At 40.6% G+C, this 16,386-nt stretch carries 19 protein-coding genes; 2 read left to right on the top strand and 17 right to left on the bottom strand.

What is annotated here, in order from left to right:
* Positions 1–198: 198 nt before the first annotated feature.
* Positions 199–1,482 carry a lytic polysaccharide monooxygenase gene (locus tag CSV77_RS16800; protein ID WP_144034678.1) on the top strand — a complete coding sequence of 428 codons (1,284 nt, stop codon included), beginning with the start codon at positions 199–201 and terminating at the stop codon, positions 1,480–1,482.
* A gap of 143 nt (positions 1,483–1,625) precedes the next feature.
* On the opposite strand, the gene CSV77_RS12930 is transcribed toward CSV77_RS16800, so the two are convergent.
* The 7 genes from CSV77_RS12930 to metG all read right to left on the bottom strand — a co-directional run bounded on the left by CSV77_RS12930 (position 1,626) and on the right by metG (position 8,648).
* Complete coding sequence (locus CSV77_RS12930; RefSeq protein ID WP_099632514.1) at positions 1,626–1,799, bottom strand: small, acid-soluble spore protein, alpha/beta type; 174 nt, start codon at positions 1,797–1,799, stop codon at positions 1,626–1,628.
* 141 nt (positions 1,800–1,940) lie between these two features.
* Entirely contained in the window at positions 1,941–2,207 is a 267-nt protein-coding gene (veg, locus tag CSV77_RS12925) for a biofilm formation stimulator Veg (RefSeq protein WP_029054863.1), read from the bottom strand.
* 143 nt (positions 2,208–2,350) lie between these two features.
* Complete coding sequence (rsmA, locus tag CSV77_RS12920) at positions 2,351–3,244, bottom strand: 16S rRNA (adenine(1518)-N(6)/adenine(1519)-N(6))-dimethyltransferase RsmA (protein WP_099673729.1); 894 nt, start codon at positions 3,242–3,244, stop codon at positions 2,351–2,353.
* Positions 3,237–3,803, bottom strand: a complete 567-nt coding sequence (rnmV, locus tag CSV77_RS12915) for a ribonuclease M5 (RefSeq protein ID WP_099673728.1) — start codon at positions 3,801–3,803, stop codon at positions 3,237–3,239. Before rnmV ends, rsmA begins: the two co-directional genes overlap by 8 nt.
* 133 nt (positions 3,804–3,936) lie before the next feature.
* Positions 3,937–5,208 (bottom strand): G5 and 3D domain-containing protein, encoded by a 1,272-nt coding sequence (locus CSV77_RS12910; protein WP_233212248.1) that lies wholly within the window; start codon positions 5,206–5,208, stop codon positions 3,937–3,939.
* Between the two features lie 132 nt (positions 5,209–5,340).
* Positions 5,341–6,108 (bottom strand): TatD family hydrolase, encoded by a 768-nt coding sequence (locus tag CSV77_RS12905; RefSeq protein WP_099673726.1) that lies wholly within the window; start codon positions 6,106–6,108, stop codon positions 5,341–5,343.
* Between the two features lie 554 nt (positions 6,109–6,662).
* The gene (gene metG / locus CSV77_RS12900) at positions 6,663–8,648 is read right to left on the bottom strand and encodes a methionine--tRNA ligase (protein ID WP_099673725.1); all 1,986 of its coding nucleotides are present in this window, start codon (positions 8,646–8,648) and stop codon (positions 6,663–6,665) included.
* A gap of 266 nt (positions 8,649–8,914) precedes the next feature.
* On the opposite strand from metG, the gene CSV77_RS12895 reads away from it, so the two are divergent.
* Positions 8,915–9,190, top strand: coding sequence for a transition state genes transcriptional regulator AbrB (locus CSV77_RS12895; RefSeq protein ID WP_029054857.1), 276 nt, complete (start codon positions 8,915–8,917; stop codon positions 9,188–9,190).
* Positions 9,191–9,231: 41 nt separating this feature from the next.
* Here the strand turns inward: CSV77_RS12895 and rsmI are convergent, their stop codons facing one another.
* From rsmI to CSV77_RS12845, 10 genes are all read right to left on the bottom strand, one after another.
* Positions 9,232–10,107 carry a 16S rRNA (cytidine(1402)-2'-O)-methyltransferase gene (rsmI, locus tag CSV77_RS12890; protein WP_099673751.1) on the bottom strand — a complete coding sequence of 292 codons (876 nt, stop codon included), beginning with the start codon at positions 10,105–10,107 and terminating at the stop codon, positions 9,232–9,234.
* Positions 10,107–10,370, bottom strand: coding sequence for a GIY-YIG nuclease family protein (locus tag CSV77_RS12885; RefSeq protein WP_099673724.1), 264 nt, complete (start codon positions 10,368–10,370; stop codon positions 10,107–10,109). The genes rsmI and CSV77_RS12885 overlap by 1 nt, the downstream gene beginning before the upstream one ends.
* Positions 10,357–11,100: a tRNA1(Val) (adenine(37)-N6)-methyltransferase gene (locus tag CSV77_RS12880; RefSeq protein WP_199173206.1), complete on the bottom strand. Its 744-nt coding sequence runs from the start codon at positions 11,098–11,100 to the stop codon at positions 10,357–10,359. Before CSV77_RS12880 ends, CSV77_RS12885 begins: the two co-directional genes overlap by 14 nt.
* 55 nt (positions 11,101–11,155) lie before the next feature.
* Complete coding sequence (gene yabA / locus CSV77_RS12875; protein WP_099632507.1) at positions 11,156–11,515, bottom strand: DNA replication initiation control protein YabA; 360 nt, start codon at positions 11,513–11,515, stop codon at positions 11,156–11,158.
* A gap of 13 nt (positions 11,516–11,528) precedes the next feature.
* A complete protein-coding gene (locus tag CSV77_RS12870; RefSeq protein WP_099673723.1) occupies positions 11,529–12,356 on the bottom strand; it encodes a PSP1 domain-containing protein in 828 nt (275 codons plus the stop codon).
* The gene (holB, locus tag CSV77_RS12865; protein ID WP_099673722.1) at positions 12,349–13,359 is read right to left on the bottom strand and encodes a DNA polymerase III subunit delta'; all 1,011 of its coding nucleotides are present in this window, start codon (positions 13,357–13,359) and stop codon (positions 12,349–12,351) included. Before holB ends, CSV77_RS12870 begins: the two co-directional genes overlap by 8 nt.
* 68 nt (positions 13,360–13,427) lie before the next feature.
* The gene (locus tag CSV77_RS12860) at positions 13,428–13,868 is read right to left on the bottom strand and encodes a YaaR family protein (RefSeq protein WP_099632504.1); all 441 of its coding nucleotides are present in this window, start codon (positions 13,866–13,868) and stop codon (positions 13,428–13,430) included.
* Between the two features lie 17 nt (positions 13,869–13,885).
* Positions 13,886–14,215: a cyclic-di-AMP receptor gene (locus CSV77_RS12855; RefSeq protein WP_009499399.1), complete on the bottom strand. Its 330-nt coding sequence runs from the start codon at positions 14,213–14,215 to the stop codon at positions 13,886–13,888.
* A gap of 52 nt (positions 14,216–14,267) precedes the next feature.
* Positions 14,268–14,909 carry a dTMP kinase gene (tmk, locus tag CSV77_RS12850; RefSeq protein WP_099673721.1) on the bottom strand — a complete coding sequence of 214 codons (642 nt, stop codon included), beginning with the start codon at positions 14,907–14,909 and terminating at the stop codon, positions 14,268–14,270.
* A gap of 15 nt (positions 14,910–14,924) precedes the next feature.
* Entirely contained in the window at positions 14,925–16,349 is a 1,425-nt protein-coding gene (locus CSV77_RS12845) for an aminotransferase class I/II-fold pyridoxal phosphate-dependent enzyme (protein WP_099673720.1), read from the bottom strand.
* Positions 16,350–16,386 lie beyond the last annotated feature (37 nt).

Below are 16,386 nucleotides of genomic sequence, written 5' to 3'. Positions count from 1 at the left end.
CTCCTAGTCGTAGGTATATAGTGTTGACTATTATCCATTTTTACTGTTAAAAATTTCTTTCACGTCACATTTACGTTAATTACTAAACAAGTCTCCTATACTAGTGCTGTTTTTCAAACATTGATTCTTAAAAGAAATGCTTCTATGATGAATCTATATTGAACCTAGTTATTCCAAACTACAAGGAGGAAGAAAGAAATGAAGTTACGAATGCCCCATATAACTATCGTGCCTATACTATTCGGTGTACTTTTTGTAATAGTATTCACTTTTCCATTTACAAATCAAGTCTCTGCACACGGCTATGTAAGCCAGCCAGAAAATCGAGCACTACTATGCAAGCAAGGCGATAATAGGAACTGCGGGAGAATCATCTATGAGCCACAGAGCCTAGAAGCGTCCGGGAACTTTCCAATTGGCGGACCAGCCGATGGTAAAATTGCCAGCGCAAATATTTTCTTTGAGTTAGATACACAAACCCGCCTTCGTTGGCACAAAGTCGCATTGAAAAGTGGTGACTATCAATTCAAATGGAAATTCACAGCACCACATGTTACAAGTTCATGGGAATATTACATAACACGTACAGGATGGGATACGAACCAACCGTTAAAACGTGCAGATTTTCAGAAGTTTTGTGCAGTAGATGGCAAGAAACAGAAACCCCCTTCAGAAGTAACGCATACTTGCAACTTACCTGAACGTACGGGTTATCACGTGATCCTCGCTGTATGGAATATAGGCGATACACAGAATGCATTCTATAACGTCATTGACGTAGATTTCGGTGGAAAGCAAGCATTACCAACCGAGTTGGACAAGACTTTGGAGATGTCTCCTATTCTACCTAGCAAACCAGTACCTGAAACGAAGCCAGAAAAATCTACTATAGAGAAGCCAATCCAACAAGTGGGCAAATGGGATAAAGGCATGGTTTATGTTGAAGGAAATCAAGCACGATTTGAAGGTTCTTTATATGAAGCGAAATGGTGGACCCGCGGAGACCTTCCCGGTGATTCGGCTGTATGGAAGCTAGTAGAACCTGCTAACTCAAACTTACGTGACTGGAGGATGAAAAACGTTTACACAGTTGGTGAGCAAGTGGTTCACGAGGGTATCGTATACGAAGCACAGTGGTGGACGAGCGGTGACACTCCAGAAAAGAAAGATGTTTGGAAATTCATTAAGATTATTAATGCCAATGTGAAGAACTGGGAAAAGAAACTTGTTTATTTAGTAGGAAATCAAGTATTGTATGAAAATAGTTTATATGAAGCAAAATGGTGGACTCGTGGTGATCTTCCAGGAGATTCGGCAGTATGGAAACTAGTAAAATCCGCCACTACCGGCGTACCGCAATGGCGCACTGCGAATGTATACGTTGCTGGCGATCAAGTAATCTATGACGGCAATCTATATGAAGCGAAATGGTGGACCCGCGCGAATGTTCCGAGTGATAGTAAACAGTGGAAACGTAAATAATTCCATATGATTGCAGGGCTATCTACCAGTTATAATGACTGGTAGATAGTCCACAATTTTATCGTAAAAAAGAACTGCAAAGTAATTTCTCCTTTGCAGTTCCATTTGTCAGCCTGTTTTGGATTCTACGGACATCGGTTGGATTATTTTCTTTCCTCCGCTTGTCTACTTGCCATTTCAATTGCATGTTTTACCATGTTCCCTGCATCACGAGAGCGGATACCGCCCCAGCCTTCTTTCTGTACTACATCATAAAAGCCAAGCTCTTTCGCGATTTCAATTTTCAATTGATCTGACATGACGCCTTTTCTCGCCATTTTAGTTTCCTCCTTTTCGGCTGACATCTATAGTGTGCGCCAAACAGAGAAAATTACACTCCAATTAGTTAACGTAATAAAAAATCCGCCTGAACGTTCTGGGCGGATTCACTAGGAAATAAATTAAAATAGCATGATAAATTATTTGATGATAAAGGCCGTTTGGTCCGAACCATCAAGGACTGTTATTTCAACCGCTTCGGTTAAAATATCAGCATAGCTGTAAGAAACTCTTTCAAACGCATTGTCATCCTGGTCCAACTCTACTACGAAAACGGCACGATACGTATCGCGCAAGACTCCAGCATGTTCGATCGTCTTCTTACGACCACCATTTGCTTTCAAGTGGAGACGTTTCCCTAAATGAGCGTCCAGTGACTTTTTAATGTCTGCTAATGTTTTTGGCATGTTACTTACACCTCACTAAATACAAGCATAACATTTTCCCAAGCGTTTGTCAACAAAATTTTTATTTTAACAGTTTGTATATGTCTTTGTCAATCACTTTATGATGAAATTCACTATTTTTTCGTATGAAATTGTCATTAATTTTATTCCAGTTTTGTCTTGCCAAAGTAAGGGTATAGTGCATTGGCCAGTTTGATGAATTCCGGTATCGATAATGTTTCCCCTCTTCTGACTGGATCTATTCCAGATTGTTCAAACGCTTGCTGAATCAATTCCTTTTTTTCCTTACCTTCAGGAAGTGAGGACTGGAGATTGTTCCACAGCGTCTTACGACGATGCAAGAACGAACCTTGTGTCACAGTGAATAAGAAGTCTTCATCCACTACAGGAGCGTGTGCCACTTCTCTGCGCGTCAGACTAAGTACGGCAGATTCTACATTCGGTTGAGGAATAAACACCGTCTTAGGCACAATCATAGATATTTCTGCATCCATATAGTACTGAACAGCGATTGACAATGACCCATATGCCTTTGTACTTGGTACTGCTGTGATTCGATCTGCTACTTCTTTTTGCATCATGATGACAAGCTGACTTACGCGGGCTTTTTCCATCAGGAACTTCATGATGATTGGTGTTGTTATATAATACGGTAAATTGGCGACAACCACGATATCCTCATAGTCTGCAAATTGCTCTTCAATCACTTGATGAATATCCGCTTTTAGTACATCTTGGTGAATCACAGTGACATTCGAATAAGGAGACATCGTATCTTCGAGTACAGGTAACAGTCGACCGTCTATTTCAAATGCCACAACTTTCCCTGCTTGTCGTGCGAGATGTTCAGTTAATGCACCGATTCCCGGTCCCACTTCAATGACACCTGTGTCTTTCGTGATCGCTGCGTGAGAAACGATATTATGCAATACGTTCGAATCTACTAAGAAGTTCTGGCCTAAACTCTTCTTGAAGGAAAACCCGTGTTTCTGTAAAATTTCTTTCGTTCTCACTGGCGTTGCTATATCTTTATACATCTGTTTTCATTTCCTCCTCATCAAGAACTTGTATCGCTTCATTCAGCTTTACGATAGAAATTCGGAACATCTCCAGTCGTTTCTTCAATCCTTTGCCGTTTACCTGCCCAATATTTAATAACTCCGACAGACATTCTCTTCGCTTTCTTGAGTCGGTGTGACCGATTAATTTAGCTTCCAATAATACTGCCATCGGGATCTCTTCTATTGTATGCTCACTCACCGTATAAACAGAAGCCAACGCTTGACGAATCGCTTCATCGTTCGCATGTTCAATTCCTACTCCCCGTCCATTTCTTGCTATAGTTTCTTTCTTTGGTAAAAATGCATGCTTCACATCGGGAATCTGTTCTTCGATAATTGCCCGAATACGTCGGCCCGGAAAGTCGGGGTCAGTAAATACAATGACTCCACGCGTCTGCTGTGCATGGCGTATGCGCTGGATCGTCTTATCTGAAATCGCTGAACCGTTTGTTTCAATCGTATCTGCTCCTGTCGCTCGTTTGACAGCAATAGTGTCGGATTTCCCTTCCACCACGACTACTTCTTCTATATTCACACTATTCCTCTTTTCTTACGATATCATTCTTCCCATTTTACTGTGTTTTTTCAATTCTGTACATCCATACCGGTAGGAAACAGAAAAAACCGACAAGAGAGAGAGTTTTTCTCTTCTTATCGGTACATTGCTATTAGTTAATAACTTTAATTTTCACTTGACGACGACCAAATGAGTAAGCTGCTTCTTTGGTAGGCATGTGTAAATCGATACGGTTTCCTTTGATAGCGCCACCTGTATCTCCAGCGATGGCATAACCATAGCCTTCCACCCACACTTTAGATCCTAATGGAATCACTCGTGGATCGACTGCGATTAATTTCATATTCGGGTTCGCACGCAAGTTAATACCTGTCGCTGTAATACCCGAACATCCATTACAATAAGCCGTATACGCACTTGCATTGGCGTAGAATTCTTTACCGCCGCTTGGTTCACCATCGTTACCACGTGATACTGCAACTTGCGCCCGTGCTGGTGTACTTGAAGATTTTGCTGTTGTATTGGCAGATGCTTTTACTATAGCCGGCGTTGCAGTTGCAACTTCTACTTTCGGCGCTTTAGCTCCTACGTGAACTACTTTATGTGTAGGTTCTTCTACCATTGTCTTACCAATCAATTCACGAGAAACTACTTTTCCATTCTTTTTCGTAATTTGGAATTTCTTTTGTAGTTTACCCTTTTTACCATTCGTGACAACTTTCTCTTTACCTTTGAGCATAGTCATATCTGTTTTTCTTTTTGTTTTGAAGTCCGCTGTTTCTTCAATTACATCTGTGATCTTTTCAACACGTGCAATGTTAACCACTGCATTAGATGCCGTCAATTTTGCATTTGTGTCGCCTTCTACTTTATCCAAGTTTGAAAGACGGATTTTTTGATCTGTCAAAAACTTTCTGACGGTTGTTTGTGTTGACCATACAGTATGCTCTTTACCGCCGTCTTTAACAATCACAGGGAATGCTTTAGCAATCGTAATTGGTTGATTTTCCGTAATCTTCGTCTCTAGAGCGGGTTCAATTTCGTCATGTGTAGAGACTTCAATTTTTGCTGTTTTAAGTACATCATTCACTGTAGCTTCTGTTGTCCAAAGTTCTTGAGTTTTGCCATCTACGTCTATTACTACTTTGTTTGCTTTTTGCCATTTGATCTCTGTATCATTTTCAATGGGTGTGTTCACTGTTGGTTCTACTAGATCATGCTTTTGTACGTTTACATCATTTGCTGCTAGTACTTCTCCGACTGTAGCCGCTGCTGTACGTAATTCTATTTGCTTGCCATTAAGATCCATTGAGATATTCTTCTTTTTTCCGTCAATCAGTACGAGTGACGTTGTGGTTACGAATAATGCTATCGCCATAAATAAAAGCGCAATGCGCATAACCTTTGTATTCTTCTGAGACATGTTAAAAAATTCCCCTTTCATTACACGGCTGAGTATAAAGCGTTTGTTTTACACTGTCAAACTTCTAAACTACTAATCATTCTTAACTTGAGGCATTCCAGATTTATTAAATAAATAATTGCCGTAAGTCGTTCACTGAATCTTAAACAGTTGTAATGCATTCGCAGTCGTTTGTTTTGCTACTTCTTCAACCGACACTTCTTTCAACCGCGCGATTTCCTCCGCCACTAATGTGACATAGGAAGGTTCATTGCGCTTCCCTCTATAAGGATGTGGTGCCAAATACGGTGCATCCGTTTCGATCAGCAACTTGTCTAGTGGTATCTTTGTTGCTACTTCTTTTGGCATTCTAGCATTCTTAAACGTTACAGGTCCGCCTAGCGAAATAAGAAAGTTCATTTCTATACATTGTGCAGCTGTTTCAACACTACCGCTGTAACAATGCATAATCCCACCGACCTCTGCCGCATTTTCTTCTTGCAAAATCCGAACTACGTCTCCTGTCGCATCGCGATTGTGAATGATGATTGGCAAATCTACTTCTTTTGCTAGTTGGATCTGTTTACGAAACAACTCTTGCTGTATATCTTTCGGTGATTTATCCCAGTAGTAATCGAGACCGGTTTCTCCAATGCCGACGACTTTCGGATGGGCCGACAACTCTTTGATCCATTGTAGATCACTTTCTGTGCAATCTACTGCATCAACAGGATGCCAACCAATAACACCATAGATGAATGGGTATTGTTCTACTAATTCCATGGCCTTGTTGATAGTCTTTGTATCAAACCCAACTACGACCATTTTTTCTACGTTTGCATCAATTGCACGTTGAATGACTTCTTCCACGTCTTCTTCGTATTGATCTGCATTTAAATGAACATGTGTATCAATAAACATAGTATCTCTCCTAACACTGTTTTCTATTCTATTGTCTTTGATTGTGTCTTTCATCTCATTTGTATTACAGTTGTGTAACAAATAGTTTGTTTATTCCGTCTACTGTTTTCGAAACGCTTTACTACTAGACGTGCAAAAGTATTAGGGGGTATATGGAAGAATTTCGACATTTATAAGTTTGTTGTAACATTTACGACATAAAATCAAGCAAAGTGGGTATATCGCTTTCTAGGTTAAGTGAAATTGTTTTTTTCTAGACCAAGAAAGTGCGATTGAAAAGGTAAACACTTCTTCCATTTCTTCAACTAGACACATCGCATAAGTCTCCCGGCAGAACCAGTATCCTTGTAAAATAACTATTCTGAGGATTCATCCGACAACTGTCTCCTACTTGCCAAGTCTCCAAACCATTACAGGACAGGCATAATCACTCATGCGCAACAACATAACTCCGCATTCTACTCTCCAATGACCTAATTGATACCTAAACGCAAAAAACTGCCACCAGAAGTCGTGGATTCCGACCTCTAATGACAGCTTTATTACGTGATCAATTATTTTACTTGTGCGCCATTCTCTAATGCTGGATCAACTGTCGCAAGTTTTAGCACGCCATCTTTTTCGCCTGCCAAAATCATGCCTTGTGATAATTCACCACGTAGTTTAACCGGCTTCAAATTCGCAACGACAATGACTTTCATGCCTACTACATCCTCAGCATTGTAATATTGTGCAATGCCAGATACTACTTGACGCTGCTCATAGCCTAAGTCTACTTGTAACTTTAACAGCTTGTCGGCTTTTGGTATTTTTTCACACGCCGTGACAGTCGCTACACGCATGTCTACGTTCATGAATTCTTCAAACGTGATTTCATTTGTTTCTTCTTCCAGTTTCTCTTCCATTTCAGCAGGTGCAGTAATGGCCATTTGCTGGCGAATGTACTCAACTTCTACTTCTGTCTCCAGACGCGGGAAGATAGGAACGCCTTTCTTGATGACTGTTGTGCCCGCTTCGATTGCATAGCCCTCATCTAAAGTATTCCATCCTAATGAATCTTCGGACAGACCTAGTTGTTCGATCATCTGTTTCGGTGCGTTTGTCATGAATGGCTGTAAGAGAACCGCTGTATGATGAAGGGATAGCGCTAAGTGATACATAACTGAAGCCAATTTCATGCGATCTTCTTCTGACTTCGCCAATATCCACGGAGACGTTTCATCAATATATTTATTTGTACGGGAAATTAATGCCCATACATCAGAAAGTACGACGCTAAATTGCATCTTTTCCATAGAAACCTCATATTTCTTCACTGTATGCTGAATCATATCGCGTAATGGTGCATCAAATTCAGTTGGTACAAGACCTTCAGTCAGAACCTCGCCATCGAAGTATTTATTGATCATTGAGATGGTTCGGTTCAATAAGTTTCCTAAGTCATTCGCTAAGTCATAGTTAATACGCTCGACAAATGCTTCCGGTGAAAATACACCGTCTTGACCAAATGGTAATTCACGAAGCAAGAAATAACGTGTAGCATCAAGGCCATAGCGTTCAACAAGCATTTCTGGATAAACTACATTGCCTTTAGATTTCGACATCTTGCCATCTTTCATCATGATGAAACCATGTGCGAATACTTTCTTCGGCAATGGCAAGTCAAGTGCCATCAGGAAGATTGGCCAATAAATCGTATGGAAACGAACGATATCCTTACCTACCACATGAACATCCGCAGGCCAGTACTTATCGAATAAAGACTCGTCATCGGACATATAACCAAGTGCTGTAATGTAGTTCGTCAATGCATCGACCCAGACGTAAATAACATGTTTTGGATCTCCAGGCACTTTAATTCCCCAGTCAAATGACATACGGGAAACAGATAAATCTTCAAGACCTGGTTTAATAAAGTTATTGATCATTTCATTTTTGCGTGATTCCGGCTCAATGAATGTAGGATTCTCTTCATAATACGCAAGCAGACGATCTGCATACTTTTTCATATTAAAGAAGTATGACTCTTCTTCTACTCGGTGAACTGGACGACCACAGTCTGGACAGTTTCCATCTACTAGTTGCGATTCGGTGAAATATGATTCACATGGAACGCATTTCCATCCTTCATACTTTCCTTTATAAATATCTCCATTATCAAGAAACTTCTTAAATATCTTTTCAACGATTGTCTTGTGACGATCTTCCGTCGTACGGATTAAGTCATCATAAGAAATATCCATCAGTTTCCACAAATCTTTCGCAATATCTGCAATGCCATCGACGTATTTAATTGGTGACAGACCTTCTTCTTCTGCCTTTTCTTGAATCTTCTGGCCATGCTCGTCCATTCCAGTTAGAAATCTGACATCGTAGCCACGTAAACGCTTATATCGCGCCATTGCATCCGATGCAATTGTCGTGTATGCCGTTCCTATATGAAATTTCCCACTTGGATAATAAATAGGTGTTGTGATATAAAATGTTTTTGATTGATTCTCCACGCGTAATTCCTCCAAATAATTAATGTATATTTTCATTTTATAGGATGTTGCACGAAAGTGCCATGTTCTCCTCCGAACCTTATATTTTTATAACTTCTTTCAGCTTGCTCATTGGCTACGATCCCCATACCTTCAGCATCTCTCATTTTTTACCTATCAAATAATTAATAAATATTAATAGTGTTTATTTGAGTTATGATGATTGACGGTTATTGGAAGAGTTGGTATGATATTTAACAGGCAAGAGAATCCTGTCGAATTTTGACGAATGTTAAATCTGGAGTGTAGGAGGAATTTTTTCCATGAAGTCTACTGGAATTGTGAGAAAAGTTGATGAGCTAGGTCGTGTTGTGATCCCGATTGAACTTCGTCGTACGCTCGGTATTGAGCAAAAAGATGCGTTAGAAATATACGTGGATGACGACAAAATCATCTTAAAAAAGTACATGCCTAATATGACATGTTCGATTACAGGAGAAGTGTCGGATGATAATCTTCGTTTGATCGATGGTAAGTTAATTTTGAGTCCTGAAGGTGCAAAGCAATTGATGGATGAAATTCAAAATAAAATCAATTAATTTGTAAAAATCCTGAACGTGGACACGTTCAGGATTTTTTCTTACCCTACATGATAGGCTTGATAAACATCTCGTTTACTCAACTCACGGACATCTGCCACTTCTTTGATCGCATCTTTCGAACGAATTTCCTTTTCTTCTATTATACGTTCTACATGTTCCTTAATGGATAGGTCTGTCCACCAAGCAATTGCGGCTTCGTGTTGCACGTTCTGATTACCTTCCACAATCAAACAGAACTCCCCTCTGATTTCATTGGATTCTGCCCACTCTATTGCTTCTGCAATCGTTCCTCTTAAGAACTCTTCAAATCGCTTCGTTAATTCACGGGCCATCACGATTTTTCGTTTATCTCCAAATTGTTCTACTAAACCGCGCAATGTCTGTTTTAAGCGATGTGGAGCCTCGTAAAATATTATTGTTTCCTCATAGTGCTGTAACTTCTCAAGCTGTGTTTTTAATTCCTTTTTTTGACGCGATAGAAATCCAAAAAACAAAAACGGTTGCGCTGTAATACCTGAAGCTACTAATGCTGTAATAGCTGCGTTCGGTCCCGGAACGGGAACGACAGCGAATCCCTGTTCAATCGCTAATTCCACAAGATCTGCGCCGGGGTCTGAAATACATGGCATCCCTGCGTCACTGACAATAGCAATGTTATTCCCATCTTGAAGGAGTTCTATTATTTTTTCTCCTGCCACACGTGTATTATGTTCGTGATAACTGATCATTTGTGTAGTAATCTCAAAATGATTACATAATTTAATCGTATTACGCGTATCCTCCGCCGCAATATAATCTGCTTCCTGTAAGATCCGAACTGCACGGAATGTCATATCTTCGAGGTTGCCGATTGGTGTGCCTACGATGAACAACTTCCCGAACTCTGTTGCTTCAGCACTCTTTTGTGACGTAATCATGTGGACCGCTCCTTTTTTATATATTGTTCTTTTTGTTTTCGGGTTAATTGCTTAAACTGATACTCTGCTTGCATCGCTTGCCGTTGAGTTTCAAATAATTCTTGATAAATATACTTTACAGGTAGACGCCCTCTCGTATACTTTGCGCCTTTTCCTTCATTATGTATACGTAAGCGGCGTTCTAAATCATTCGTATATCCAGCGTAATATGATCCGTCATTGCATACTAGTACATAGAAGAAGTGCTCAATTTTCCCCATACAATAGCCGCCTTACTTCATCCGTATATTCTCCATTTTCACGGTAGACATATAAAGGAGGTAGAATTTTAAGATCAGGTTTTCCATCCTTAATTGCTTCGATTAATAGTGTATTTGCTTCTTTCCCTTCTTTCGGATAGACGAAACGAATACGCTTTGGTTCTAAACGATACTGCCTCATGGATGTGATGATGTCAAGAAGTCTACCGGGACGGTGAACAAATGCTGCTTTCCCACCTTGTTTCAATAATTCACTTGCAGATTTCACTGCTTGATCTAGTGTTAGCTCTACTTCATGCCTAGCGATCGTGTAATACTCACTTTTGTTTCTAGCACTTTTTTCATTTGCCGGGAAATAAGGAGGATTGCATGTAACCGTATCATATAACTCATAACCAATTTTTTTTGCAATATTTATGACGTTTCCATTTTCAATCGTGATCTGTTGTTCTAGACCGTTAAGCACTACACTTCTATGCGCCATATCCGCTAGGCGTTCTTGCAATTCAATACCTATGATTTCGCCTTTCGTCCGGGCACTCATGAACAAAGGGATTACACCGTTACCTGTGCATAAATCAACAATCTTTCCTCCTCGGATCGGCATATAGGCAAAACGTGCCAACAGCACTGCATCTAGTGAAAAGGAAAAAACAGAAGAGCTTTGAATGATGCGCAAGTCCTCTGCCAATAAATAGTCCATTCGTTCATCATTTTCTAGGTTCACAATCTACACTCCTTCAATCAAAAGAAAAAGCCAATACCTAAAAATAGGAATTGACCTCTCAACCGTTCTGTTTATTTAAGAATGACAGGCAGAATAGACAATCTTCGCCTTTACGGCTGCTGCCGTAGTGCACATTGCACACATGAAAACCTTCATTGTACAAACGAGCTAGATTGTCTACGCCTTCGCCCACGTCAAGCTTCTTTGGACGTTCATCACGCGCGGCCTCTTCTATTTCTTGTGTAATCTTATCGATTTCATCAAGTCGCGTTCGCAGATGATGGTTTTCCAGACGAAGCGAGTGGTTTTCTTCAGTCATCTTTGCAACAAATCCAATGAGTTCCCGGAATTGTTTTTGCATAGAATCCAACTGTTGTTCAAAATCCATTACCCTGTCAAGAAAGTTCACTTCTTTCAACTGTTCCACCTCATCATTTAGTCAATTGAGCTGTTTCTTTCTGTAAATCCTCAATCTCACTCCACGCATATTCCACTACTCGTTCAAATGCCGGCATATTCACTTGAAGTACACGCTCCAATAAGTTCAGTCCGACTACTTTTCCTACTCCATCTTGTGTAACTACTTGTTTACCTAGATCGGGCATTAGCGTTTTCGCTTCTTCATATGCATCATTTTCATACTTCAAACAACACATCAAACGACCACATAGACCCGAAATTTTTGATGGGTTCAATGAAAGGTTCTGATCTTTCGCCATCTTGATAGATACCGGCTCAAAATCACCTAAAAATGTTGAACAGCAAAGCATTCTACCACATGGACCGATACCGCCTAGCATTTTCGCTTCATCACGTACACCGATTTGGCGCAATTCAATTCTCGTCCGGAAAATCGCAGCGAGATCCTTTACTAGGTTGCGGAAGTCCACTCGGCCTTCAGCGGTGAAGTAAAAAACAATTTTATTACGATCAAATGTATATTCCACATCTACTAAACGCATATCTAATTGATGTTCTGTAATTTTTTCAACGCAGACATCAAATGCTTCCTTTGCCTCTTGCTCATTCTCTTTGACTCGTTCACGATCACCCTCATCTGCAAGACGAATGATCTTTTTCAGTGGCAAGACGACATCTTCATCATCTATTTCATTACTTCGACTGGCTACCTTACCGTACTCTACACCTCGTGCTGTTTCCACAATGACATAGTCGCCAATTTCAATCGGCATATCCAATGGGTCAAAATAATATAACTTTCCCGCTTTTTTAAAGCGGACGCCTACGACTTTATACAAACGATAACCCCTCCTGCATAGTAAGCACCAATTGTTCTAGTAAAAGCGTACGATTCATATTTTGATGCAATCGTTTTTTCGCCTGCAAGGCGGCATCTATTTTAACAGTTAAACTGCTATAAGTATTTTTGACAGAATGTCCCGTGAAGACTTCTAATTGATCGGGATACGATATAGTTGATTGCAAACCTGCTTTCACCGCCACAATATCACGGTACGCGAAGAGAAGCAAATCAAGGCCTTGTTCACAATCACTTTTTTCCTTCATGACAGGCATCCAATCTGTCTGAATGAACAGCAACGCCTCACCTGGGGATCGCTGTTCGATTGCCTCTACTAATTTTAACACTAATTTCCGTCTCTGTACAAAGGAATCTTCTTGAGCCATCCTATAAGCCGCTTCAACATTTGCTGTCATCATCGTTACAGTAGATGCCATAGAAGCTGTAACTCCTTTTTCCACGAGACTTTCAATACTATTTTGGCGATTCATCGGCTGAAGCGAAATTCGCTGGCACCGTGATTGAATTGTTGACAAAATGGATGGATAGGAATCCGTAAGTAAAATAGCTGTGACATTTCCTTCAGGTTCTTCAAGGAACTTCAGCAATGTATTGGCTGCTGAGGCATTCATTCTCTCCGCATGAACAATCACATATACTTTCCGTCCCTCTTCATACCCTTTTTTCGTCATTTTTATAATTAATTCAGACATTTGATCCTTTTTGATGTCCTGTCCATCAGGTCTGATCCAGACTACGTTCGGATGATTACCTGATTCTATACGTTTACACGAGTGACATGTTTCACATGGAACATTTTCTTTCGGATTCATGCATAATAGCAGTTTCGTGAAATATTGTGCAACTGCCTCTTTGCCTGCACCATTCGAACCTTCAAATAAATAGGCATGTCCAATACGTTGTCTTTTATGAATCATAGTTAATTTGTCGATAACTTGCTTCTGAGACTGCAATGCATGGTCGTGCAACGTCTGTGACATGCAAGCTCCTCCTTAGTTAGTAAAGATGTTGCAAAAAACCCCGTGCTACATGTGAGTGCGGCACGGGATCACGTATATAAATTGATCAGAAGACCTTTGATTTCACCAATTTTGGCGAGTAAATCAATGGATGATTCTTCTTCATCCAACAGTGCTTCCGTCAACGCGATTAGTTTTTCATCTATTGTTTGCACCAAATTCAACCGGCGACCTTCACCGAACTGGTTCCATGTATGAGATTGTGTTAACTCAATACCTGAATCTACTGCCTCTTTCAAAAAACGTTTGATCAGCATCTTGTATTTCGCCATGTCACGTAAATTTCGAGACCTTGCGAGACGATCTCCAGCACTTGAGATATCCCCAAACAACCGGGCAATCTGTTCTCCTTGCAGACGTGATCCTTGTTTTTCTACCATTTGTCCAAACTTGGGATTACCCTGTGCATGCCGAAGAGGATCAGGCGATAATTTATCCATCCCTGTACGGTATTCACCATTGACTTTCATCAGCATTCACCTCTAAATCAAAAATGGTGGAACTGCTCAATTGGCAAGACAAATACAGTAGCTCCGCCTACTTCTACTTCAATTGGATACGGAATATATGAGTCCGCATTACCACCCATTGGTGAAACCGGTGCAACCATTTGATCACGAGAACGGCAATTATCACGAATTAAATCTAGTGCTTTGGAGACTAACTCATCTTCCACACCCATTAGAAATGTTGTGTTACCTGCGCGAAGGAATCCACCAGTACTGGCTAATTTTGTATTCCGAAAATCACTTTTAGTCAATGCGGAAGATAATCGGTTACTATCTTGGTCCTGTACGACTGCTACAATCAGTTTCAATGTACTCTCCCCTTTTCCGATTTCTCATAAAACGTATTTCTTCTTTATTATATCATGAATTCTTATGTAAGTTGACTTCCGTACTTACAATTTGCCAAACATTTTCAATTACTTGTGCTGGTAATTGTTGTGCGTCAACTATCTGTATTCGCCCTTCATCCCGTAACATCACTTCTTGATAGCCTTTGTACACTTGCTCATGAAACTCCATTTTTTCTAAATCTAGACGATTCTGTTCACGTTCCTTATCTCTCCATATCCGGGCTAGTCCAACTTCGGGCGGCACATCGAAGAAAATAGTACAATCCGGCATATACTCTTCAATCGCGAATAAGTTGATTGCCAGTACTTCGTCGATGCCTAATTTACGTGCGAACCCTTGATATGCCAATGAACTATCAATAAAACGGTCGCATAGAACAATTTTATTCTGTTGTAGTGCAGGTATGATTTTTTCTACTAAATGTTGTCTACGTGCAGCTGCATACAACAGCGCTTCCGTCTTACCGTCCATTGTACTGTGATTTGAATCCAAGATGACTTCACGAATTTTTTCTGCAATAGGAATTCCACCCGGTTCTCGTGTCATGATTACATCTTGTCCTTGTGCCAATAAACGTTCCGCAATTGCTTGCAATACAGTCGTCTTGCCGGCCCCTTCCGGCCCTTCAAAACTAATGAATAATCCAGCCATCTTTTTATCCCCTATCTATTCCAAAACTACTTTAACTTGTTTCGTCTTACCATTGATTGCTCCTTGAAATCTACAGCCGGACGTCAATAGATCCTGCATTTGTTTCATGTGCTCTTGACAAATACGCTCTCCCGCACATACTAGTGGAATGCCCGGTGGATACGGAATAATCGCGTCCGCTGCCACTCTTCCAGTTGCGTCTTGCATACTCACCCATTCCATATCCATCCTATGAAGCTGAGTTGCTGTGTATACTACCGTTGACGTAAAATTAATTGATGAAAAGCTGTTAAACCGTACTGAAGTAGCTTCTTTCCCTTCTATCCACTCCATCGCTATCTTAAATTTGTCCACTAGGTCAATGCCATGTTCCGCGTCCCTCGCTTTCACTAAGGGCAGTACTAGCAACACTTGGTATAGATCAGCCAACTCGGGATAAATACCCTGTTGCTCCAATGCTTCCTGCAAGACGTATCCGGTATGACCTGTTGCGCGAATGAGCAACTTCAGTTGATCATCAGTCTCTACTACTTCGATACGCGCTATGTTGCATAGATCACGGACTACATTACTTCTGTATAGTCGAAAACTCTCATAGTCCTTTTCGTCATACGTTTCTGCATAATACCTTGCATCATCCAAGGATGCCATCAATAAATAAGACGGACTACTGGACTGTAACATCTGAAGATAATGTGCAACTCTTTCCACTTTTACAAATTGCGAATGTATATGTAAAAAAGAGGCCATTGTCATCGCGGGTAATGTTTTATGCGCCGACTGAACGACCAGATCGGCTCCGAGTTCGAGTGCGCTTGTTGGAAATGCATCATTCACTATAAAATGCGCACCATGCGCTTCATCAACGAGAACCGGTAAACTACAGCTATGACATACTTCTATAATTTGTTCTAGATCTCTATTTATTATTCCATAATAAGTAGGTGTGGTGAGAACGACCGCTTTCACATTCGGATACTTCTTGAGTGCTTCTTTTACGGTCTTCAATGATACTGTTCCAGCTGTTTGCGTTGGATCATCCCATTCTGGAGATAGAAAAACCGGAATCGCACCTGTCAGTTCCAGTGCATTGAATATCGATTTATGTGCATTACGTTGCACCATTACACAGTCTCCCGGCTGAACTGTTGCATACAGCATAGCCAGGTTTCCCACAGTCGAACCATTCACCAGAAAGAAACTCCGTTCACTGCCATAAAGATTTGCCAACTTATCTTCTGCTTCCTTAATTACCTCTGCCGGTTCATGCAAGTCATCTAGTCCTGTCAGCTCCGTCAGATCATAAGCAAGTGCTTGACGCACAGCGGACGGCAAATCAGATAATGTGCCCCCTTTATGTCCCGGCACGTGGAATGAAACAGGTTTTCGGTTATGAAAATTCTGCAATGCTTGCACAAGTGGACGATCTTGATATTTCATTTATTACGCACTCCTTTACCTTTACTCAGTATAGCAA

The organism is Sporosarcina sp. P16b, assembly GCF_002743065.1.
Taxonomy (GTDB): Bacteria; Bacillota; Bacilli; order Bacillales_A; family Planococcaceae; genus Sporosarcina.
Note: the sequence above shows the minus strand (reverse complement) of the source record. Positions and strands in the feature narration are given on the sequence as shown.